The following is a 20,384-nucleotide window of genomic DNA, read 5'->3' as shown; positions in this document are numbered from 1 at the left end:
TATTCCGGTCATGACCCTGATCGCCGGCGCTGTCGCCGTTATCACGCTTTATCTGCTGCTTCAGATGTTCCGCGCGGCCAATCCGGCGGTGCTGGCGCGAACCATCAGGTTTGGGGGCGGCGTGCTCGCGCTCGCGGTCGCGGCCTTCACGGGTTTGCGGGGCGAGCTGGCGGTTGCGATCCCGCTCGGAATCTTCGGCGCGGGGCTGCTTGGCTGGACGCCACTGGCGAATGCCGGCTTCGGCAATATCGGCGGGCTATTCGGTGGCGGTGCGGCGCCGGCGCAAGGGCAGGTTTCGCGCGTGCGCTCGCAATTCCTCGACATGCGGCTCGACCACGATTCCGGGCAGCTTACAGGCCAGATCGTCGCCGGACCTCACGCCGGGCGCAATCTCGGCGACTTCGATCTCGTCGGCCTGCTGGCGATGGTTCCGACGTTCGACGCCGAGAGCGTGGCCTTACTTGAAAGCTATCTGGACCGCCGGTTTCCCGCTTGGCGTCAGAACGCGCAGGGCGATGCGACAGGGCGGCAGCGCCGCACGGCGGCGAGCGGCAAAATGACGGCGGAGGAAGCCTATCAGATCCTTGGCTTGCAGCCGGGAGCGGGACGCGACGACATCAGCCGGGCCCACAAAGCCCTGATGAAGAAACTCCATCCCGACCAGGGGGGCTCGACGTATCTCGCTGCCCGGGTAAACGAGGCCAAGGATACTCTGCTTCGCACGCATAACGGCTAACTCCGGCACTACGCTACAAACGCCCGTACCGCGTGAGCTCCGTTCGCTCCGTCTGCCGTCGCCCCGATGCCCGCCATTGTCGGCGTGGTCGATCCCTTGAGTAAAGTCTTAACCGTAAATCCTTGACGAGAGGTTGTCGTGGAACGGCCTTGTCAGGAATAGCCTCGGCATCACCGCATCCCCAAAACGAAAATGCCCGCGCAAGCGCGCGGGCATTTGGCTCGGAATGGAGAAGGGAGATCAGTTGCGCACGGTGATGCAGGAGATTTCGGCGCGCTTCAAGGTGCGGCAGACGGCTTCGGCCTGGTCGCGCTCGAGCCCGGCGAAGCGGGCGCGGTAGAGCTTGCGATTGTCCTTGGCGACAACCGGCTCGGTAAACGGATCGGCCTTGCTGAGCAGGCCGCGGGCGGAGCTGCGGGCAGCGTCGATACGCTGCTGGGCTTCGTTCTCGCTTTCGAGCGCGCCGACCTGGACGATCCAGCCGCTGTGAGCGACGGCCGGCTTGGTGGCGGTGCTCATCTGGATCGGCTGCGGCGCCGGGTCGGCGGACGCGAGCTTGGGACCGGCGGGGGCGGGCGCAGCGGCGGTTGCCGCCGGCAGGACCCCGAGGATGCCGTTGCCGGTACCGAAGCCCGCCGGCTGCCGCGGCAGTTCGGTGCGGGCAATCTCGGCCTTCGGTGCTTCCGGCTGGCTGACCGCCTCGGGCTTGTTGATGAGGTCCGCCCGGGCGACGACGGCGCCGGAGGTTTCCGCGACGTCGGAACGGGGCGGGATGGTGCTGGTGACCGGCGGGGCGACCTGGACGCCAACCTGGGCCGGGGCGGCGGAAGCGACCTTCACGGCGCCGGCCTTGACCTGAACCGTCTTGACCCGAACCGGCTTCATCGGCTCGGACGATCCGGGGACGATGGAGAGCGGCTGGCTCGAGATCACGCCATTGGTGAGCGGTGCAGGCTCGACCTTGGATTCCGTCGGCCGAACTTCGGGCTTGTTGGCATCAGACCGGTGCTGAGCCGGCGGCATCGCGGCAGTCGCGGCGGCCAGCGTCGACAGACGCGCGGCAAGGCGCGACGGGGCCGCCTCGGGAGCAGGGGCCGCGCCGGCCTGGACCTGCAGGGCGGAACGGGAAGCATCCGACGCATCGGCGACGTTGGTATTGGCCTCGGCGCCGTTGCGCTCCGTGACCGCGGCGACGGTGTGGACGGTCGCGCCCTTGTCGAGGTTCTCCGCGAGCAGGTTGCGCATGATGGCATCGCGCGAGCCGCCGCTGCGGCCGCCCAGCACCACGCCGATCAGGTGGCGGTTGCCGCGGCGGATCGAGGTGACGAGGTTGAAGCCGGAGGCGCGGGTGTAGCCGGTCTTGATGCCGTCCACGCCCTCGACGCTGCCGAGCAGGTGGTTGTGGTTGCGGATCGACTGTCCCCGCCAATTGAAGGTCGAGGTCGCGAAATAGCGATAGTAACGCGGGAAACGCTCCTGGATGGCGCGACCGAGCGTCGCCTGGTCGCGCGCGGTGGTGACCTGCTCGTCGTTGGGAAGGCCGTTGGCATTGCGGTAGACCGTCCTGGACATGCCGAGCGAGCGCGCCTTGCGCGTCATCATCTGGGCGAAGTCGTCTTCGTCTCCGGCGATCGCTTCCGCGATCACCACCGCAGCGTCATTGGCTGAGCGGGTGACGAGGCCCTTGATCGCGTCCTCGACGCGAATGGTCTGGCCGGCACGCAGATTCAGCTTGGTCGGATCCTGATTGGCGGCGTGCTGCGACACCGGCATCTCGGTGTCGAGCTTCATCTTGCCGGATTCGAGGCGCTCGAACAGCAGATAGAGCGTCATGATCTTGGTCAGCGACGCCGGATGGCGGATCCCGTCAGGGCTTGTTGCCTGGAGCACCGCGCCGGAATTGCCGTCGACGATGATGGACGCGAATTTCGGGCTCGAGCTCTCGGACACATCGCGCTGGACGCGGTGATGCACATGCTGGCGGCGATGGCGCCGCGCCTCCGCTGCATCGGTGGTGATGATGACCGCGATGGTGACCGTAAGAAGCCCCAAAACGCCAACCCGCGCCAAGCGCGAGGAAGACAAGTTGTTACGAAGCATGGAACCCCGTCCCCGTTTCTGACTTGATCACCGGCCCGTGAGGCGAAATTGTGCCCAATGGTCCCGGGATCATTACCTGCTCAGGCTGTCCCTCCGCTGGTGTTCGCCACGGGGGACGTTGGACCCGAGCCGCTGTTCTGGCTAAGGTGATGTTCTCAAACGGCTTTGGCCGCCTGCGGAAGTGAACACGTCCAGGGAATCAGGGTAGGGGGCCGCGGTTTCCAAAAGCTTAAGGAACCCTTGCGGGAAACCCCGGGAATCTCTGCGATTTGCATCTAGTTTTTGTGCGTCGCACAAGATTCTTGACTTTATTGTGCGTTGCACTAATTATGGGCACAGTCAGGGAGCCGGGGCTTCCCGACGCGAGCCAGGGAAAAGGATTCCGACATGTTCAAGGTTGAAGACTTTCAGAACTACGGGAAAGAGCAGTTCGAGCAGTGCGTTGCCTCCGCGACCTCGGTGCAGCACGGCCTCCAGGCGATCGCCAGCGCCTATGGCGACTATACGAAGAAGTCGTTCGAAGACACCAAGTCCTTCGTCGAGAAGCTTTCCGGCGTGAAGTCGCTGGACAAGGCCATGGAAGCGCAGACCGATTTTGCCCGTTCCTCCTACGAGACCTTCGTTGCGGAATCGCAGAAGATCGCCGGCCTCTACAGCGACCTCGCCAAGCAGGCGTTCAAGCCGGTCGAGACCATCGTGTCGAAGTTCACCCCGGCCGCTCAGTAAGGTTTCAGGACATCCTGGAATCGAAAAGCCCGGCTGCACCAGCCGGGCTCTTTGCTGTGTGCGATGATCCGTCAGCGTGCTGCGCGCAGCAGATCGCTCGAAGTCCGATCGCTGCCGGTGTTCACCTGCGTTGGCGCTGTCGCGGCGGATGTTCTGTCGGGCGTCGATCTGCGAAGCGTTGCCGTACCTTCGATTTTGCGTTCGAGACCCTCGGAGATCAGGATGATCGTGTCCCTGTAGATGGAGTTCGTGCCCCTGGCCGGCGCGTTGATGACGGGACACGACGAGCCCGGATCTGGTGGTTGCCCGATTTCGCGCCACGCCATTGAATGGTAGAATATTGAACCGTAGGAAACCGGAGCCGGAGGCGGGTTAACAGCCCGGTTCCTGGTCAACATGTTCTAAACATGCCGGGCGGAAATTTTTGTCAAATCGGTCTGGATTGATTAACCTGACGAGGATCGCCCGGGCCGGGAATCGGGACTGCCACGGCCGCATCGGCCCGATCTCCGCAAGCTTGCGGCAAGCCGTGGGCAGGCCCATATTGCTGGCGAACGGTCCGGCTCGAGCCGGATGTGTCGGGAGCGGCGATCCAACAAGGCGGCGCGCCTGCGCCAGGCTCCGAAGGGCGGAGTCGCGCGGTGACCGCCATGCGCTTCCGTGGGGAATTTGAACGCCTGTGCCATGCCGCAATTGACTTCCAGTATCGACCTGTCCGCGCCAGCCGCCGCCGACGCTCCTCGCATGAGCAATGACGAGAACCGTTCGGGCAACCCCTCGGGTCCGAACACGTCGGTCATCACCAAGGTCAAGCCGAAGACCAAGCGGCCGAACCTGTATCGCGTGCTGATCCTGAACGACGACTACACGCCGATGGAGTTCGTCGTCCACGTGCTGGAGAAGTTCTTCAACAAGGACGTCGAAGCGGCGACCAAGATCATGCTGCACGTCCATCATCACGGCATCGGCGAGTGCGGCGTGTTTACCTATGAGATCGCCGAGACCAAGGTGACGCAGGTGATGGACTTTGCCCGCAAGCATCAGCATCCCCTGCAATGCGTGATGGAAAAGAAGTAAGACGCCTTGCGGCGCGTTTGAAGCCGGCTCTTGTGCAAGTCGCGGCGTGATTGTTGCGGTCACGGCTGCGCGCGAGTCCCGTTGCGGGCCGGCAAAACTACGGAATTCCGCGCCGGCGCCGATCCCGCCCAAATCGGAACGGGTTTTGCATTGAAACTACCGCAGGTGTGTCGCCGTCGAGTCGCGGAACCGGTCTTTCGCCGCGGTCTTGTATAACTATATGTGACAAAGGTTGTTGTTGCCTGACCGGGCGAGGACGATCATGATGGTGGGGGCCATAGAGGACGCGAATGCCGACTTTTTCCCAAAGCCTTGAACAATCCCTGCATCGTGCGCTGGCGATCGCAAACGAGCGTCATCACCAATACGCGACGCTCGAGCATCTTTTGCTCTCACTGATCGACGACTCCGATGCAGCCGCGGTCATGCGCGCCTGTAGCGTCGATCTCGACAAGCTCCGCACGAGTCTCGTCAACTACCTTGAGACCGAATTCGAGAACCTGGTGACGGATGGCGCCGACGACGCCAAGCCGACCGCCGGTTTCCAGCGCGTGATCCAGCGCGCGGTGATCCACGTACAGTCGTCCGGCCGCGAAGAGGTGACCGGCGCCAACGTGTTGATCGCGATCTTCGCCGAGCGCGAGAGTCATGCCGCGTATTTCCTGCAGGAGCAGGACATGACGCGCTATGACGCGGTCAACTACATCAGCCACGGCATTGCCAAGCGGCCGGGCGTGTCAGAGGCGCGCCCCGTGCGCGGCGTCGACGAGGAGACCGAGACCAAGGGCAACGAGGACGCCAAGAAGAAGGGCGAGGCGCTCGAGACCTATTGCGTCAACCTCAACAAGAAGGCACGGGACGGCAAGATCGATCCGGTGATCGGACGCAATTCCGAGATCAACCGCGCGATCCAGGTGCTGTGCCGCCGCCAGAAGAACAACCCGCTGTTCGTCGGCGAAGCCGGCGTCGGCAAGACCGCGATTGCGGAGGGCCTTGCCAAGCGCATCGTCGACAGCGAGGTGCCTGAGGTGTTGGCGGCCGCGACCGTGTTCTCGCTGGACATGGGCACGCTGCTTGCCGGCACGCGCTATCGCGGCGACTTCGAGGAGCGCCTCAAGCAGGTGCTGAAGGAGCTCGAGGCGCATCCCAACGCCATCCTGTTCATCGACGAGATCCACACCGTGATCGGTGCGGGCGCGACGTCGGGCGGGGCGATGGATGCTTCGAACCTGCTCAAGCCGGCGCTGGCGTCGGGCACCATCCGCTGCATGGGCTCGACCACCTACAAGGAATATCGCCAGCACTTCGAGAAGGACCGCGCGCTGGTGCGGCGCTTCCAGAAGATCGACATCAACGAGCCGACCGTCGAGGACGCGATCGCGATCCTGAAGGGGCTCAAGCCGTATTTCGAGGACTACCACCGGCTGAAGTACACTAACGAGGCGATCGAGGCCGCCGTTCAGCTCTCCTCGCGCTACATCCACGACCGCAAGCTGCCGGACAAGGCGATCGACGTGATTGACGAGTCGGGTGCGGCACAGATGCTGGTGGCCGAGAACAAGCGCAAGAAGACCATCGGCATCAAGGAGATCGAGACCACGATCGCCTCGATGGCGCGAATCCCGCCGAAGAGCGTGTCGAAGGACGACGCCGAGGTGCTCAAGCATCTTGAGACGACGCTCAAGCGTACCGTGTTCGGCCAGGACAAGGCGATCGAATCGCTTGCCGCCTCGATCAAGCTCGCACGCGCGGGTCTGCGCGAACCGGAGAAGCCGATCGGCTGCTACCTGTTCTCCGGGCCCACCGGCGTCGGCAAGACGGAAGTGGCAAAACAGCTCGCGGCGTCGCTCGGCGTCGAGCTCTTGCGCTTCGACATGTCCGAATACATGGAGCGGCACACCGTGTCGCGCCTGATCGGCGCGCCTCCCGGCTATGTCGGCTTCGACCAGGGCGGCCTCTTGACCGACGGCGTCGACCAGCATCCGCATTGCGTGGTGCTGCTCGACGAGATCGAGAAGGCGCATCCCGATCTCTACAACGTGCTGCTCCAGATCATGGATCACGGCCGGCTTACCGATCACAATGGCAAGCAGGTCAACTTCCGCAACGTGATCCTGATCATGACCACGAACGCGGGTGCGTCCGATCTCGCCAAGCAGGCGTTCGGCTTCACGCGCTCGAAGCGGGAAGGCGACGACCACGAGGCGATCAACCGGCAGTTCGCGCCGGAATTCCGCAACCGCCTCGATGCCATCGTCTCGTTCGGCCATCTCAGTGTCGAGGTGATCGGCACCGTGGTCGAGAAGTTCGTGCTTCAGCTCGAAGCGCAGCTCGGCGATCGCGACGTCACGATCGAGCTGTCTGAGCCGGCCAAGGCTTGGCTGGTCCAGCATGGCTACGACGAGCAGATGGGCGCGCGTCCCATGGCCCGCGTGATCCAGGAGCACATCAAGAAGCCGCTGGCCGACGAGGTGCTGTTCGGCAAGCTCAAGGGCGGCGGTCACGTCCGCGTCGTTCTCGTCAAGGACGAGGCCGACGAGACCAAGGACAAGATCGGCTTCGAGTTCGTCGAAGGTCCGGTCACGCCGAAGCAGGAGAAGCTGCCGGGTGCTCGCAAGCGCCCGCCGGGCAAGTCCAAGCCCGGCGGTCCCGGCGGCTCGAAGGGGCCGACCTCCAAGGGCCCGCTGGTCAAGGCTTGATCTGCACGCGACGAAATCGAAAAGGCCGGCTGCAAAGCCGGCCTTTTTGCTTGTGTGCCGAGTATGAACGACTGCTTGCTTGCGGGCAGCCCTACGTTCCGGCCTCTGGGGCCGCCGCCGGCCGTGGCTTTTTCGGAACGGTCGGCCGCGCGCGGGCAGGCACCGACGGCTGCATCGTCACGATGACCGGGTTCGGCTTGTGATCGGTCGCAGCGCCGGTCGCGGCATCGACACCCATGCCGATGAGGCCGCCGGCCAGGAGATTGCCGGCGAAACCGGCGGCGCCGGTGCCCGATACTTCCTTTGTGAGCTGCACCGTCTGGGATTCATAACCTTCCTTCTGGAAGGTGATCGTGATGTCGGCGCTGCGCTTGGCAACGATCGCGCATGGCGTTGTGCAGGTTGTGGGCACTTCGAGCCCTGTGACCTCGGCTTCGACGCCAGACGGTGTTGATGAAATGCTGATATTCTCGGTCGTGCCGCGCGTGACGGACGCGCAGCCGCCCAGCATGACGCTGAGCGCCACAATTCCAAATAAACGCATGAAATGCCCCTTGTCCCGCCGTCACTGAAGCGCAACCGGAGCGCGAGGGCAATAGGTCATTGGTCCGGATAGTTAAGTCACGCAGGAATTGTGCACGAGATTGCGATAGCCGAGACGTAGCGCCTGCTATCTAGTCTCCCCGCAGGCGCTGATCGTCCTGGACACGGACGTGCTCGGCGCCGCGCGCGCCCGCGGGAGACAGCCGCAGCATGCTCAGCGCCGCGCCGCAGAGCGCAAATCCGACGCCGGCGAGGAGCGCCAGCCTGGTGCCCTCAACCGGATACCGTCCGAGCAGCAGTGCCACCAGCGCTGCCCCCGTGGTCTGGCCGAGCAGGCGCGCCGTGCCGAGCATCCCGCTGGCGCCGCCGGCGCGCTCGCGCGGGGCGGCCGCGATCATGGTGCGGTTGTTAGGGGTCTGGAACAGGCCGAAGCCGGCACCGGCCAGCGCCATGCGCCAGATCACGTCGAACGGGGTCGGGCTTGCGGGCAGGAAGGCCAGCGCGGCGAGACCGCAGGCGAACAGCGTGAGCCCGATGCCGCCGAGCAGGCCCGCCGGATAGTGCTCGACGAGGCGGCCGGCAAGGGGCGCCGCGAAAGCCACCGCGATCGGCCAGGGCGTGATCAAGAGCCCCATATGCACCGCCGAATAGCCGAAGCGGCTCTGGAGATAGAAAGGGATCGCGACGAAGGCCAGCATCTGCCCGCAGAACGATGCGATCGAGGTCGCTATCGACAGCGCGAACACCGGAATGCGCAACAGATCGACCGGCAAGAGCGGCGAGCTCATGTGGGTTTCGCGATAGATCAGCAGCACGCCGGCGACGATGGCGATGGCGAATTGCACGAGGCAGGTGATGGCGGCCTCGCCATGACCGACGCTGTCGACAGCCGCGATGCCGACACCGAACGTGATCGCGGACAGGCCCGCGCTCTGCCAGTCGAAGGAACGGCTCGCAGGCCTGGTGTGCGGCAGGCTGCGCAGGCCGATCAGCAATGTCACCGCACCGAGAGGCACGTTGATGGCGAACAGCCAGGGCCAGCTTCCGACGGCCAGGATGCCGGCCGCGAGCGTCGGTCCGGCCGCGGCCGAGAAGGCGACCACGAGCGCGTTGAGCCCGATGCCGCGGCCGAGCTGGCTGCGCGGATAGGTGAAGCGCACCAGCGCCGCGTTGACGCTCATGATGCCGGCCGCGCCAAAGCCCTGCAGGATGCGCGCGGCCGTCAGCAGCGGCAGCGTGTGCGCCAGCGCGCACAATGCGGAGGCCAGCGTGAACAGCACCAGTCCGACCAGATAGACGCGGCGATAGCCGACGATCTCGCCGAGCGAAGCCAGCGGCAGCAGTGAGATCGTGATCGCGAGCTGGTAGCCGTTGACGATCCAGATCGAGAAGGCCGGGCTTGCATCGAGGTCGGCCGCGATCGTCGGCAGCGCGACGTTGGCGATGGCGCTGTCGACCACCGCCATGATGATGCCGAGCGCAATTGTCAGCACCGCCTGGTTGCGCTGTGGCTGCGGCAGGCCGTCGGCATGCTCGATGGTGGTCGATGACATCGTGAAGCGTGCTTGCTCGAGATGCGGTTGCTGGTCCGCAACCTGATCCGACCCGGGATGGTTCCAGCCAAAGCCTTGGCGGTTTCAGTCCTGTTTCGGCTTCCGTGGCGCCTGAATCGCCTTGAGGTAGCTTACCACGGCCTCAGCGTCGTCTCGGCCGAATCGAGCCGTGGCATCGAGCGGTGGATGCTGCCGTAGCCGTCCTGGAGGCGCTGCATGAAGTCGGGGTCGTAGAGCTTGTTCTCGCCGAGGTTCCGGAAGGGCGGTGCCAGCTCGTTCCGGCTCTTGCCCGTCCTGCCGACCGCGTGGCACTGCGCGCACATCCGTTGCAGCAGTGCTTAGGCGCGCCGCTGTTCGAGATCCAGGGCTTGACTTGCCGTGCTCCACAGAACGCCAACAGCCAGCAGCGCTGGCGCGATCCTATTCATCGCTCATGTCCATTATTCCCGGCGCAGGGCCTTCATGGCAATTCGGCACGGCAGCATCGTGAGTGCCGCAGCGTGTCACGGCCGACGCAGGCGGGCTTGATGCAGCTCAAATGTCCTACCCACCGCCGGCGGATTCCGCTCGGTGAAGGTCACGCGCTGGTGCCAATAGGGATAGGGCAGCGTCACCGTGCTCGCGGCATCGAGCTTTGCGACCTGGTCCTTGGTCAAGGACCAGCCGACCGCACCGAGATTTTCGCGCAGCTGGGTCTCGTTGCGCGCGCCGATGATCAGTGTCGAAACGGTCGGACGCTGGAGCAGCCAGTTGAGCGCGATCTGCGAGACGCTCTTGCCCGTCTCCTTCGCGATCTCGTCGATGGCCTCGACGACACGGTAGACATGCTCGTCCGGCACGGGCGGTCCGAACTCGGCCGTCTTGGGCAGTCGGCTGACTTCCGGCTTCGGCTGGCCACGGCGGATTTTTCCGGTGAGGCGTCCCCATCCGAGCGGCGACCAGACCACGGCACCTAACCCCTGGTCGAGCCCGAGCGGCATCAACTCCCATTCGTAGTCGCGCCCGATCAGCGAATAGTAGGTCTGGTTGGCGACGTAGCGCGGAAAGCCGTGCTTGTCGGCGACGGCGAGCGATTTCATCAGGTGCCAGCCCGAGAAATTCGAGACGCCGACGTAGCGGATCTTGCCGGCGCGCACGAGCACGTCGAGTGTTGCGAGCACCTCTTCAGGCGGGGTGAAGGCGTCGAAGCCGTGCAGCTGGAACAGGTCGATGTAGTCAGTGCCGAGCCGGCTCAACGAACCGTCGACGGCCGCGAGCAGATGCTGCCGCGACGAGCCGATATTGTTGGGGCCCTCGCCGAAGCGGAACGTCGCCTTGGTCGAGATCAGAACCTTGTCGCGGCGGCCCTTGATCGCTTCGCCGAGCACCCGCTCGGACTCGCCGAGAGAATAGATATTCGCAGTGTCGAACATCGACACGCCGGCCTCGAGGCAGATGTCCAGAAGGCGCCGCGCTTCGGTCGCGTCGGTCGCGCCCCAAGCCGCAAGGCGGCCGACGCCGCCGAAGGTGCCGGTGCCAAGACTGAGGGCGGGCACCATGAGGCCTGAACTGCCCAAGCGTCGGTATTCCATCGATGTGCTCCTCGGCTGGCCGCTGATTGATCATTGCGGCTCAGTGGCAAAGGATAGTGCAAGCAGGGCCCGCGTCCTATCATGCGCTCACATACCGGCCTTGCTTCGGGATGACCTGGTCGTGCAGGGGATCGCTGACTGAAAGGGATCTCAATGCCGCAACTGGCTCTGCCGGAAGTCGCGCGGCGACATTCCGAAATGCTCGCGGAAGACGCGGCCGAAATGCGAGAGGTCGTTGAAGCCCCAGCCGAACGCGACCTCGCTGATGTGGCGATGGGCGAGCACGGGCGAAGCGAGGTCGCGCCGGCATCGGGCGAGGCGTTCGGCAAGAACATGGCGCTGGAACGAGGTGTCCTCGTCGGCGAGAAGATCGTTGACGTAGCGCGGCGAGATGCCGAGCGCGCCGGCGGTCTCCGCGAGTGTGAGGTTGGGATCGGAGAGATGCGCGCGGATGTGCGCCTTCAACCGGTAGAGCAGGGCCGAGCGGGTGGGTCGAGGACGGCAGCGATGTCCTGCCGAGCCGCTCGCTCAAAGCCATGGCGAGCAGATCGACCGCCTGCTCCGACAGCGCGGCGGCAGTGTCCGGGGCCAGCCCGTCCGCGCTCTGGCAAAGCCGGAAGATGAAATCATAGGCGAGCCGCTCGAGCGGCGCGTCGGCCCCGAACGACGTCGCCGTCAGCGTCTCGGTGCCGCCGAGCCGGCGCCGCAGCATCTCGCGCGGCACCTTGAAGATGGTCTGCGTGAAGGCGTCGTTGAACTTCAGCTCATACGGACGCGTGGTGTCATAGAGCGCGAACTCGCCGGGATGGATCACGGTCTCCCGGCCGTCCTGCACAACGCCGCCGCTGCCGCGATTGCCGAGGGCAATGAGAACAAAATCCTGGCCCGAGCGCGCGATGCGAGAGGGTGTGCGGAACACGTGCTGGCGGTCCGAGCAGACCTCGGAGCATGCCGCCTTGCCGAGCGAAGCCTGCGTGACCGAGCCGCGAAAGGCGCTGCCGAGGTCGGACTTGCAGTCGAGGCCGACGAAGACGTCGCAGACGATGTCCTGCCAGAGGGCGAGCCGCCGATAGCCGGGGCTGCCGTCTGTCGTGAACTGGATTGTCATCTGGACAGCCTCCCTTTCACATCCCGCAAAATCGCCGGGGATCCAGCCTGCCGCAGGCAAATCCCGTACCGACCGACGGTCCCTTCCCAGTCGAGTTTTTGTTCCGCCGTGGTCGAGCGCCCGGCCGCCCGGCTTGGCCAAATAGACTGCATCGGACGTGGTTTCCGATCAACCGGCAATGGAGGCGGGAATGGGCATCGAGCATCCGAAATACAAGGTCGCGGTGGTGCAGGCGGCGCCGGCCTGGCTTGACCTCGAGGCCTCGATCGACAAGTCGATCGCTCTGATCAGGGAGGCCGCGGAAAAGGGCGCCAAGCTGATCGCCTTTCCCGAGGCCTTCATCCCCGGTTACCCCTGGCATATCTGGATGGACTCGCCGGCCTGGGCGATCGGACGCGGCTTCGTGCAGCGCTATTTCGACAATTCGCTGTCCTACGACAGCCCGCAGGCCGAGCGGCTGCGCGAGGCCGTGCGCAAGGCAAAGCTCACCGCCGTGATAGGCCTGTCCGAACGCGATGGCGGCAGCCTCTATCTGGCGCAATGGCTGATCGGGCCCGACGGCGAGACCATCGCAAAGCGCCGCAAGCTGCGGCCGACCCATGCCGAGCGCACCGTCTATGGCGAGGGCGACGGCAGCGACCTTGCCGTGCATGCGCGGCCCGACATCGGCCGTCTCGGCGCACTGTGCTGCTGGGAGCATCTCCAGCCGCTGTCGAAATACGCGATGTATGCCCAGAACGAGCAGGTCCACGTCGCGGCCTGGCCGAGCTTCTCGCTCTACGATCCCTTCGCGCCGGCGCTGGGTGCCGAGGTCAACAACGCCGCCTCGCGTGTCTATGCGGTGGAGGGCTCCTGCTTCGTGCTGGCGCCTTGCGCGACGGTGTCGCAGGCCATGATCGACGAGCTCTGCGACCGGCCGGACAAGCATGCGCTGCTGCATGCTGGCGGCGGGTTTGCCGCAATCTACGGCCCCGACGGCGGCCAGATCGGCGAGAAGCTGGCGCCGGACCAGGAAGGGCTGCTGATCGCCGAGATCGATCTTGGCGCCATCGGCGTTGCCAAGAACGCCGCTGACCCCGCCGGCCACTATTCGCGGCCCGACGTCACGCGGCTGCTGCTCAACAAGAAGCGGTACCAGCGCGTCGAGCAGTTCGCGCTGCCGGTCGACACCGTCGAGCCCACGGAGATCGCGGCGGCGGCAAGCTGAGCGTCGCTGCGCGGAAACGGGCTTACGTCAAGCCACACAATGTCCTAGCAGTTCGAGATGTGCGGCGCAGATATGATGCGCGCCGGCGTCCCGCAACTCGGTCTCGCTGCCATAGCCATAGAGCACGCCGATTGCGGTCATCCCGTTGGTCCTGGCTCCGACCACGTCATGGCTGCGGTCGCCGATCATGATCGCGTTGTTCGCGTCGACCCTGGCCTCGTCGAGCGCATAGCGGAGCAGGTCGCGCTTGTCGACGCGGGTGCCGTCGAGCTCGGAGCCGAACACGCGCTCGAAATACGGCTTCAGGCCGAAATGATCGACGATGCGGGTGGCGTAGACCGCAGGCTTGCTGGTCGCGACGAACATGCGCGGTGTTGTCGCAGTAAGCTTCGTGAGGGTGTCCATGATGCCGGCATAGGCTTCGTTCTCGAACAGGCCGATATCGCTGAAGCGCTCCCGATAGAGCAGCAGCGCGCGGTCGGCGAGTTCGTCGGTTCCGGTGAGCTTTTTCAAGCTGGCATGCAGCGGCGGCCCGATGCACCAGGTCAGCTCATCCTCGCTCGGGACAGGCTGGTTGAGCCGCTCCAGCGCGTATTGGATGGATCGCGTGATCCCCGGCTTGGGATTGGTCAGCGTGCCGTCGAGATCAAAAAAGATTGTCACCATTCGGGCGAAACCTGCGTTGATACTGCCGCTTGTGCTAGTTGGCTGGGGTTCCAAGTCAAGGTCCGATTTGTCCGATAGCGTCAGTGCCATGCGAATAGCTCGGGTCATCGCCGTCTTGTGCCACGCTTTCGTGCTGTCGCCGGTGCTCGCAGACGAGACGCCGGCCCCTGTCGTGCCTTCCAATGCCGAGGACGCCCAGAAGCCTGCGGAGAAACCCGCGGATGCGCGTGAGAGCGACACGCGGGAGTCGATCTGCCTGATCGTGGAGGCGGCTGCGCGCGATGCCAATCTCCCGCTCGAATTCTTCGCCCGGGTGATCTGGCAGGAGAGCCGCTTCCAGGCCGATGCGGTCGGCCCGATGACGCGCAACGGCGAGCACGCACAAGGGATCGCGCAGTTCATGCCGGGGACTGCAAGCGAGCGCGGGCTGCTCAATCCATTCAATCCGGTGCAGGCATTGCCGAAGTCGGCCGAGTTCTTGAACGAGCTGCGCAACCAGTTTGGCAATCTCGGCCTCGCCGCGGCGGCCTACAATGCCGGTCCGCGGCGTGTGCAGGAATGGCTCGCCGGCACCGGGCCGATGCCGGAGCAGACCCGCAACTACGTCTTCGCCATCACCGGCACGAGCGTCGATGCCTGGGCCAAGGCGGGCAGCACCGGCAAGGGACCGCCGAGTTCGCCGCCGACGAGCTGCCGTGATCTGATGGCGCTGCTCAAGCGCGCGCCGAATCCGTTCGTCGCCGAGCTCGAGCAGCATGTGGAGCTTGCCGCTGCAAAGATCTGGGGGGTGCAGCTCGCGGCCGGCTTCGACCGCAACAAGGCGCTGGCGATGTATTCCAGGGCGGTCACGAAACTGAGCGCCGTGGTCGGCGAGCGTGACCCGAGCCTGCTAAGCTCGGTGATGCGCAGCCGCGGCACGCGCGCCTTCTACCAGGTCCGCATCGGCGCGGATACCCGAGCCGAGGCCGATGATCTGTGCAACCGCATCCGCAAGGCAGGCGGCGCCTGCTTCGTGCTGAAGAACCGCGGTGTGAGCGGGTAGAGCGCATTCGCTCTGGCCGTCATTCCGGGGCGATGCGAAGCATCGAACTATGGTGCGCAATTGCGCACCTGAGAATCCATCGGGCCACAGAGACCGTCGCGAGATGGATTCCGGGTTCGCGCCAAGTGGCGCGCCCCGGAATGACGACGGTGGGCCTGGGCCTCGCGCATGCCAGCCCCGCCGCGGGCTTCCTTGACGCGGATGCCCCCATTGCCCGTTATGCGGGCACGATTCCGTAAACCCCGACCGACACTCCCGTGGCGCTTCCTCCGCTCGATTCCCCTCAATGGCAAAGTCCGTGGCGCGCGTTTGCGTGGGGGTTGCGCTCGATCACGCAGACGATCCTCACCATCGTGCTGTTCGTGACCTATCTCGGCATTGGCGCGCTTGCCCACGACACCCATTTCAGCCTGGTCTGGGCGCTCGCCTCGACGCTGTTCGTCTGGGCCGGTCCCGCGCAGATCATTCTCATCACGACGCTCGGCTCGGGCGCGACCATCATCCAGTCCGCGATCGCGGTGACGGTGAGCGCCATTCGGCTGTTTCCGATGGTCGTGTCGGTGCTGCCGCTGATGCGGACGCCGACGACGAAACGACGCGAGCTGGTCTTCGCCGCGCATCTGACGGCGGTGACGCTGTGGGTCGAATGCCACCGCTTCCTGCCGCTTGTGCCGCGGGAGCGGCGCATCGCCTTCGTCCACGGGCTCGGCTGTGGCCTCGTTTCGGTGTGCCTCGTCGCCAACACGGTCGGCTATTTCCTCGCCGCCAACCTGACGCAGACGCTTGGTGCGGCGATCCTGCTGCTGACCCCGCTGTCCTTCCTGTTCTCGACCGCACGCAACAGCCGCGAGGTCGCCGATGTCGTTGCGCTGGCGCTCGGGATATTGCTCTACCCGCTGGCCGCGAAGATGAACTCCGGCCTCGACATCCTCGTCAGCGGCGTCGTTGCAGGCACGATCGCTTATGGCGTGCATTGGTGGCGGGAGGTGCGCGCATGAGCTTTGCGCAGCTTATCGGCGACTGGCACGCGCTCGCCGTGCTGTTCGTCGCCGGCGTCGTTCCGAACCAGATCTGGCGCATGCTGGGGCTGTGGTTCGGCGGTGGCATCGACGAGGGCTCGGAGCTCCTGGTCTGGGTGCGTGCGGTCGCGACCGCAATCCTGGCCGGTGTCATCGCCCAGATCGTGGTGGAGCCGCCAGGGGCGCTTGCCACTGTACCTGACGTGCTGCGCTATGGCGCGGTCGGCGCCGGGCTCGTCGTCTTCCTGCTGACCCGCCGCTCGATCTTCGCCGGCGTGGTCACGGGCGAAGTCTTCATGCTGGCCGGCAAGTGGTGGTTGGGCTAAAACCGCCGGCGAACAGCAAGGAACTGAAACATGGTTCGCGAACAGGAGCTACGCGAGGGCGAGGTCGCCATCGAGCTGCCGCCGACGCAAGATGCCGGCCTCGTCTTCATCGGCCGTATCCGCACGCCCTGGACGTCGCGCCTGGAAACGCCGCGGCAGGGGCGTCAGGACGGCCCGATATGCCGCCTCGAGATCTTCGAGCCGTTCGTGCCGGCGATCAAGGGCGTCGATTTCTACAGCAATCTCGAAGTGCTCTACTGGCTCGACCAGTCGCGCCGCGACATCATCCTGCAAAGCCCGAAGAACAACGAGAAGACCCGCGGCACGTTCTCGCTGCGCTCTCCGGTTCGGCCCAACCCGATCGGCACGTCGATCGTGAAGCTGGTCGGCATCGAGGGCAATGCGATCCTGGTGCGTGGGCTCGATTGCCTCGACAACACACCGCTGATCGATCTCAAGCCCGACCGCTGCGAGTTCACGCCACTGGCCGCGCCGCAGAAGGGCGATTTCGAGACGGGGTAGTCACGCTCTCTCCGTCGTCATTGCGAGGAGCGAAGCGACGAAGCAATCCAGACTGCCTCCGCGGAGGGATTCTGGATTGCTTCGTCGCAAGGGCTCCTCGCAATGACGGAGTCTGTGGGGCTACCCGGCCTTCAACGCCGCGATCAGCTTGGCCGCGTGCTCTTCCAGCACCTTGGCGTCTTCCTTGCGGCTCGCCGGCGGCAGCATCGCGACGCCGTCGTGGCGCGGCATCACGTGCATGTGCAGGTGAAACACCACCTGTCCGCCGGCCGGCTCGTTGAATTGCTGCACGGTGATGCCGTCGGCCCCGAACGCCTTCATCGCGGCGGTTGCGATCTTGTGCGCGCCGCGGGCGACATGGGCGTAGTCGTCCGGCTTGATGTCGAGGATGTTGCGGGCAGGGGCCTTGGGGATCACCAGGGTGTGGCCGGGCGTGCGCGGCATGATGTCGAGGAAGGCCAACACGTGCCCGTCCTCGTAGACCTTGTAGCAGGGCAGCTCGCCGCGCAGTATCTTTGCGAAGATGTTGCTGGTGTCGTAGGCGGTCATGGTAGCTCCTCGGCGGCTCCTCGAGATTTTGCACTTACTGTCACCAGCGGCGGCGAGGCGTCAAGGCGCCTCATCGGCGCCCTTGCGGAACGGGCCGAGCTCGGCGAGCTCCCGTCCGGCCTCCGCGACATAGGCGCGCTCGCGCTTGAGGTAATCGTCGATGGCGCGGCGCAGGCCCGGATCGGCGATGAAGTGGGCGGAGTAGGTGGTGCGCGGCAGGTAGCCGCGCGCGATCTTGTGCTCGCCCTGCGCGCCGGCCTCGACATGCTTCAGGCCGCGTCTAATTGCGAAGTCGATCGCCTGATAGTAGCAGACCTCGAAATGCAGGAACGGATGATGCTCGACCGCGCCCCAGTTGCGGCCGAACAGCGTGTCCGAGCCGATGAAGTTGATCGCACCCGCGATCCAGCGGCCGTTGCGGCGGGCCATCACCAGCAGCACGTCCTCGCTCATGGTCTCGCCGATCAGTGAGAAGAACTCGCGCGTCAGGTAAGGCCGGCCCCATTTGCGCGAGCCGGTCTCCATGTAGAATTGGAAGAACGCATCCCAGGCATCCTCGGTGATGTCCTTGCCCGTGAGACAGTGGATCGTGATCCCCGCGGCCAGTGCGTCGCGCCGCTCGCGCTTGATCGATTTGCGGTGGCGGGAGTTCAGCGTCGCCAGGAAGTCGTCGAAGCTCGCAAACCCCTCGTTGTGCCAGTGGAACTGCTGGTCGGTGCGCTGGAGGAAGCCGTGCTCTGCGAGCAGCTTCCATTCGGCCTCGCGCGCGAAGGTGACGTGGACCGAGGACGCCTTGCTGACGCCGCACAGCGCCACCAGGCCGCTCGCCAGGGCGTCGGTGATCTGCGCACGGTCGACGCCTTCGCGTACCAGCAGCCGCGGCCCCGTTGCCGGCGTGAAGGGAACCGAGACCTGAAGCTTCGGGTAGTAGCGCCCGCCGGCGCGCTCATAAGCGTCTGCCCAGCCGCGGTCGAAGACGTATTCGCCTTGCGAGTGCGATTTCAGATAGCAGGGCACGACGCCGACGACGCGGCCGTCGAGCTTGGCCACCAGATGCCGCGGACCCCAGCCGGTGCGGATGGTCGCCGAACCCGACTTCTCGGCGGCGGAAAGAAATGCGTGCGAGACGAACGGGTTATAGGCAGGACTTGAGAGGCTGAGGGAATCGGCTGGAAGGGCGGATGAGGTTCCCAGGCCATGCCCCTTGCAAGCCTTTTCGTTAAGAGCCTTGCCGGGATTGGCGCAGGCGTCCCAATCCTCGGGCGAGACTTCGCCGATAAATGGTACGGCCTCGAGCGTAATGTCGGATGATGCCATTGCGCCCAAGATCGTGCATTGCAGCAGCGACTTCAAGGGGTGGAGGAACACAGGTCTCGTGCCCCGGACGCAGCGCAGCACTTGGTGGTGCGCTGCTGAGCCGCGGCCCATGTGGCAGCGCGCTCGCGAAGAGATGGGTCCCGGCTCTGCGCAGCAACGCGATGCGTTGCAGCGCGTCCGGGACACGAGAGCTTATGTGCGCCGACGACAACGCCTCCTACGGCACAAACCCCTCAAAGATCATCTGATCCGCATATTGGGCGACCCGCGTCCGCTGCTCCGGGGTGCGCACGGTCCAGCCGAGCAGGGCGCAGCCGAAGACGTTGCGGGCGATCCAGGGGGCAGGGGCCGGGAGGTGATCGATCTTGAAAGCGACGAAATGCGGCTGGGACTGCAGGCCGTGGCGCAGGTACAGCATGCTGTCGCGCTGCTGCTGCGTCAGGTCAGCCCAATAGTCGTCTTCATAGGTCCGTTGCGCGACGATGCCGCGCGGACGGGAGGGCAGCAATTGGCGTAGCGCCAGCACCTGGTCGGGATCGAACGACATGCCGACCGCGGGGCCGTCATAGGACGCCAGCACCTCGGCCATCCGCTTCACCAGCTTGCGGTCGCCGCCAAAATGACTCTTCACCTCGATCACCAGCGGCACGCGGCCGGCGACCATGGCGCAGAGGTCGCTGAGCGACATCATCCGCTCGTCGGTGTCCCTGAACCTGACCGCCCTCAGCTCCGCCGCGGTCTTCGAGATGACGTCCCCGGTGGCCTCGGTGAGACGGCCCAGCGCGTGATCGTGATGCACCATGGCCTCGCCGTCGGACGAGAGCTGGATATCGACCTCGATCGCAAAATTGCCCGCAATCGCAGCCTGCACCGCGCCCGGCATGTTCTCGACGATGCCGCGCGAAATGTCGTGCAGGCCGCGGTGGGCGACCGGCCGGGCTGTCAGCCAATCCGGAGCACGCATTCGTGTCAGGCGACCTCGAACACACCTTCGACCTCGACCGCCGCATCGGCGGGCAACGAGGCGACCCCGACCGTGGTGCGGGCATGGCGGCCCTTGTCGCCGAAGGCCGTGACCATCAGGTCGGAGGCGCCGTTCAGCACCTTCGGTCCGTCCAGGAAGTCCGGTGCCGAGTTGATGAAGCCGCCGAGGCGCACCACCCGCACGACCTTGTCGAGGTCCCCGAGTGCCGCCTTGACCTGGGCCAGCAGGTTCACCGCGCAGCCACGCGCGGCCGCCGCGCCCTCTTCGATGGAGACGCCGGCACCGAGCTTGCCCTTGGCGATCAGCTTGCCGGCGGGATCAAAGCAGACCTGGCCGGAGACGAACAGCAGATTGCCGGTGCGCACGAACGGGACGTAGTTGGCCACGGGGGTGGGGGCCTCGTGCAGCTTGATGCCCTGTTCCGCCAGTTTCTGCTCGACCGTGCCCGCCATGTCCGACCTCGTTGTCCAAAATCATTGACCCGGCGCGTCCGTTCGAAGGCCGGGCGCGCCCTGTTTCGCCCATCGTGCCGTCACATGCAAGCAACCGGAAGGGGTCGCATTTTGTTGAGGCTGGCCAACGCCAAGGGGCAACTTTACGTGAAACGGCCTCAGTTGCGACGCAATGGAACGGTCATT

19 protein-coding genes and 1 pseudogene are annotated in these 20,384 nt (G+C 65.3%); 9 read left to right on the top strand and 11 right to left on the bottom strand.

Annotated elements, in window-relative coordinates:
• Positions 1–10 precede the first annotated feature (10 nt).
• Complete coding sequence (locus H1B27_RS11560; protein WP_197966138.1) at positions 11–736, top strand: DnaJ domain-containing protein; 726 nt, start codon at positions 11–13, stop codon at positions 734–736.
• Positions 737–976: 240 nt separating this feature from the next.
• On the opposite strand, the gene H1B27_RS11555 is transcribed toward H1B27_RS11560, so the two are convergent.
• Positions 977–2,836, bottom strand: coding sequence for a D-alanyl-D-alanine carboxypeptidase (locus H1B27_RS11555; protein ID WP_197966137.1), 1,860 nt, complete (start codon positions 2,834–2,836; stop codon positions 977–979).
• Between the two features lie 387 nt (positions 2,837–3,223).
• Between H1B27_RS11555 and H1B27_RS11550 the strand changes: the two genes are divergently transcribed.
• From H1B27_RS11550 to clpA, 3 genes are all read left to right on the top strand, one after another.
• Positions 3,224–3,562 (top strand): phasin family protein, encoded by a 339-nt coding sequence (locus H1B27_RS11550; protein WP_061877269.1) that lies wholly within the window; start codon positions 3,224–3,226, stop codon positions 3,560–3,562.
• 744 nt (positions 3,563–4,306) lie between these two features.
• A complete protein-coding gene (clpS, locus tag H1B27_RS11545; RefSeq protein WP_024341051.1) occupies positions 4,307–4,639 on the top strand; it encodes an ATP-dependent Clp protease adapter ClpS in 333 nt (110 codons plus the stop codon).
• A 290-nt stretch (positions 4,640–4,929) separates the two neighbouring features.
• Positions 4,930–7,338, top strand: a complete 2,409-nt coding sequence (gene clpA / locus H1B27_RS11540; RefSeq protein ID WP_061877271.1) for an ATP-dependent Clp protease ATP-binding subunit ClpA — start codon at positions 4,930–4,932, stop codon at positions 7,336–7,338.
• A 91-nt stretch (positions 7,339–7,429) separates the two neighbouring features.
• Here the strand turns inward: clpA and H1B27_RS11535 are convergent, their stop codons facing one another.
• The 5 genes and pseudogenes from H1B27_RS11535 to H1B27_RS11515 form a co-directional block, all read right to left on the bottom strand.
• A complete protein-coding gene (locus H1B27_RS11535; protein WP_061877272.1) occupies positions 7,430–7,882 on the bottom strand; it encodes a peptidase associated/transthyretin-like domain-containing protein in 453 nt (150 codons plus the stop codon).
• Positions 7,883–8,012: 130 nt separating this feature from the next.
• Positions 8,013–9,434, bottom strand: a complete 1,422-nt coding sequence (locus H1B27_RS11530) for an MFS transporter (RefSeq protein ID WP_197966136.1) — start codon at positions 9,432–9,434, stop codon at positions 8,013–8,015.
• 131 nt (positions 9,435–9,565) lie between these two features.
• Positions 9,566–9,757 (bottom strand): hypothetical protein, encoded by a 192-nt coding sequence (locus H1B27_RS40985; protein ID WP_311976943.1) that lies wholly within the window; start codon positions 9,755–9,757, stop codon positions 9,566–9,568.
• Between the two features lie 180 nt (positions 9,758–9,937).
• Positions 9,938–11,005: an aldo/keto reductase gene (locus H1B27_RS11520; RefSeq protein WP_197966135.1), complete on the bottom strand. Its 1,068-nt coding sequence runs from the start codon at positions 11,003–11,005 to the stop codon at positions 9,938–9,940.
• A 150-nt stretch (positions 11,006–11,155) separates the two neighbouring features.
• A pseudogene (locus H1B27_RS11515) lies at positions 11,156–12,113 on the bottom strand (AraC-like ligand-binding domain-containing protein).
• 190 nt (positions 12,114–12,303) lie between these two features.
• Here H1B27_RS11515 and H1B27_RS11510 point away from each other — a divergent pair.
• Positions 12,304–13,320, top strand: coding sequence for a carbon-nitrogen hydrolase family protein (locus H1B27_RS11510; RefSeq protein WP_197966134.1), 1,017 nt, complete (start codon positions 12,304–12,306; stop codon positions 13,318–13,320).
• A gap of 27 nt (positions 13,321–13,347) precedes the next feature.
• Here H1B27_RS11510 and H1B27_RS11505 read toward each other — a convergent pair whose 3' ends face one another.
• Entirely contained in the window at positions 13,348–13,986 is a 639-nt protein-coding gene (locus H1B27_RS11505; RefSeq protein WP_197966133.1) for an HAD family hydrolase, read from the bottom strand.
• A gap of 88 nt (positions 13,987–14,074) precedes the next feature.
• Between H1B27_RS11505 and H1B27_RS11500 the strand changes: the two genes are divergently transcribed.
• The 4 genes from H1B27_RS11500 to tsaA all read left to right on the top strand — a co-directional run bounded on the left by H1B27_RS11500 (position 14,075) and on the right by tsaA (position 16,895).
• Positions 14,075–15,028: a lytic transglycosylase domain-containing protein gene (locus tag H1B27_RS11500; protein ID WP_197966132.1), complete on the top strand. Its 954-nt coding sequence runs from the start codon at positions 14,075–14,077 to the stop codon at positions 15,026–15,028.
• Positions 15,029–15,285: 257 nt separating this feature from the next.
• Positions 15,286–16,026 (top strand): AzlC family ABC transporter permease, encoded by a 741-nt coding sequence (locus H1B27_RS11495; RefSeq protein WP_197966131.1) that lies wholly within the window; start codon positions 15,286–15,288, stop codon positions 16,024–16,026.
• On the top strand, positions 16,023–16,373 hold the full coding sequence (locus H1B27_RS11490) for a branched-chain amino acid transport AzlD family protein (RefSeq protein ID WP_061877280.1): 351 nt from the start codon (positions 16,023–16,025) through the stop codon (positions 16,371–16,373). The genes H1B27_RS11495 and H1B27_RS11490 overlap by 4 nt, the downstream gene beginning before the upstream one ends.
• A gap of 30 nt (positions 16,374–16,403) precedes the next feature.
• On the top strand, positions 16,404–16,895 hold the full coding sequence (gene tsaA / locus H1B27_RS11485) for a tRNA (N6-threonylcarbamoyladenosine(37)-N6)-methyltransferase TrmO (RefSeq protein WP_197966130.1): 492 nt from the start codon (positions 16,404–16,406) through the stop codon (positions 16,893–16,895).
• Between the two features lie 120 nt (positions 16,896–17,015).
• On the opposite strand, the gene H1B27_RS11480 is transcribed toward tsaA, so the two are convergent.
• From H1B27_RS11480 to H1B27_RS11465, 4 genes are all read right to left on the bottom strand, one after another.
• Positions 17,016–17,444, bottom strand: a complete 429-nt coding sequence (locus H1B27_RS11480) for an HIT family protein (RefSeq protein WP_197966129.1) — start codon at positions 17,442–17,444, stop codon at positions 17,016–17,018.
• 60 nt (positions 17,445–17,504) lie between these two features.
• Positions 17,505–18,761, bottom strand: a complete 1,257-nt coding sequence (locus tag H1B27_RS11475) for a GNAT family N-acetyltransferase (protein WP_197966128.1) — start codon at positions 18,759–18,761, stop codon at positions 17,505–17,507.
• A gap of 217 nt (positions 18,762–18,978) precedes the next feature.
• The gene (locus H1B27_RS11470) at positions 18,979–19,725 is read right to left on the bottom strand and encodes a glycerophosphodiester phosphodiesterase (protein ID WP_197966127.1); all 747 of its coding nucleotides are present in this window, start codon (positions 19,723–19,725) and stop codon (positions 18,979–18,981) included.
• 5 nt (positions 19,726–19,730) lie between these two features.
• Positions 19,731–20,198 (bottom strand): RidA family protein, encoded by a 468-nt coding sequence (locus H1B27_RS11465; RefSeq protein ID WP_197966126.1) that lies wholly within the window; start codon positions 20,196–20,198, stop codon positions 19,731–19,733.
• Positions 20,199–20,384 lie beyond the last annotated feature (186 nt).

It is taken from the genome of Bradyrhizobium diversitatis (assembly GCF_016031635.1).
GTDB lineage: Bacteria > Pseudomonadota > Alphaproteobacteria > Rhizobiales > Xanthobacteraceae > Bradyrhizobium > Bradyrhizobium diversitatis.
The sequence above is the reverse complement of the archived record's forward strand: the minus strand, read 5'-3'. Positions and strand labels throughout refer to the sequence as shown.

Bases quoted from the DNA above. Each gene is read 5' to 3' on its own strand.
- H1B27_RS11560 (WP_197966138.1), top strand. From the start codon at position 11: ATGACCCTGATCGCCGGCGCTGTCGCCGTTATCACGCTTTATCTGCTG.
- H1B27_RS11555 (WP_197966137.1), bottom strand. From the start codon at position 2,836: ATGCTTCGTAACAACTTGTCTTCCTCGCGCTTGGCGCGGGTTGGCGTT.
- H1B27_RS11550 (WP_061877269.1), top strand. From the start codon at position 3,224: ATGTTCAAGGTTGAAGACTTTCAGAACTACGGGAAAGAGCAGTTCGAG.
- clpS (WP_024341051.1), top strand. From the start codon at position 4,307: ATGAGCAATGACGAGAACCGTTCGGGCAACCCCTCGGGTCCGAACACG.
- clpA (WP_061877271.1), top strand. From the start codon at position 4,930: ATGCCGACTTTTTCCCAAAGCCTTGAACAATCCCTGCATCGTGCGCTG.
- H1B27_RS11535 (WP_061877272.1), bottom strand. From the start codon at position 7,882: ATGCGTTTATTTGGAATTGTGGCGCTCAGCGTCATGCTGGGCGGCTGC.
- H1B27_RS11530 (WP_197966136.1), bottom strand. From the start codon at position 9,434: ATGTCATCGACCACCATCGAGCATGCCGACGGCCTGCCGCAGCCACAG.
- H1B27_RS40985 (WP_311976943.1), bottom strand. From the start codon at position 9,757: ATGTGCGCGCAGTGCCACGCGGTCGGCAGGACGGGCAAGAGCCGGAAC.
- H1B27_RS11520 (WP_197966135.1), bottom strand. From the start codon at position 11,005: ATGGAATACCGACGCTTGGGCAGTTCAGGCCTCATGGTGCCCGCCCTC.
- H1B27_RS11510 (WP_197966134.1), top strand. From the start codon at position 12,304: ATGGGCATCGAGCATCCGAAATACAAGGTCGCGGTGGTGCAGGCGGCG.
- H1B27_RS11505 (WP_197966133.1), bottom strand. From the start codon at position 13,986: ATGGTGACAATCTTTTTTGATCTCGACGGCACGCTGACCAATCCCAAG.
- H1B27_RS11500 (WP_197966132.1), top strand. From the start codon at position 14,075: ATGCGAATAGCTCGGGTCATCGCCGTCTTGTGCCACGCTTTCGTGCTG.
- H1B27_RS11490 (WP_061877280.1), top strand. From the start codon at position 16,023: ATGAGCTTTGCGCAGCTTATCGGCGACTGGCACGCGCTCGCCGTGCTG.
- tsaA (WP_197966130.1), top strand. From the start codon at position 16,404: ATGGTTCGCGAACAGGAGCTACGCGAGGGCGAGGTCGCCATCGAGCTG.
- H1B27_RS11480 (WP_197966129.1), bottom strand. From the start codon at position 17,444: ATGACCGCCTACGACACCAGCAACATCTTCGCAAAGATACTGCGCGGC.
- H1B27_RS11475 (WP_197966128.1), bottom strand. From the start codon at position 18,761: ATGGCATCATCCGACATTACGCTCGAGGCCGTACCATTTATCGGCGAA.
- H1B27_RS11470 (WP_197966127.1), bottom strand. From the start codon at position 19,725: ATGCGTGCTCCGGATTGGCTGACAGCCCGGCCGGTCGCCCACCGCGGC.
- H1B27_RS11465 (WP_197966126.1), bottom strand. From the start codon at position 20,198: ATGGCGGGCACGGTCGAGCAGAAACTGGCGGAACAGGGCATCAAGCTG.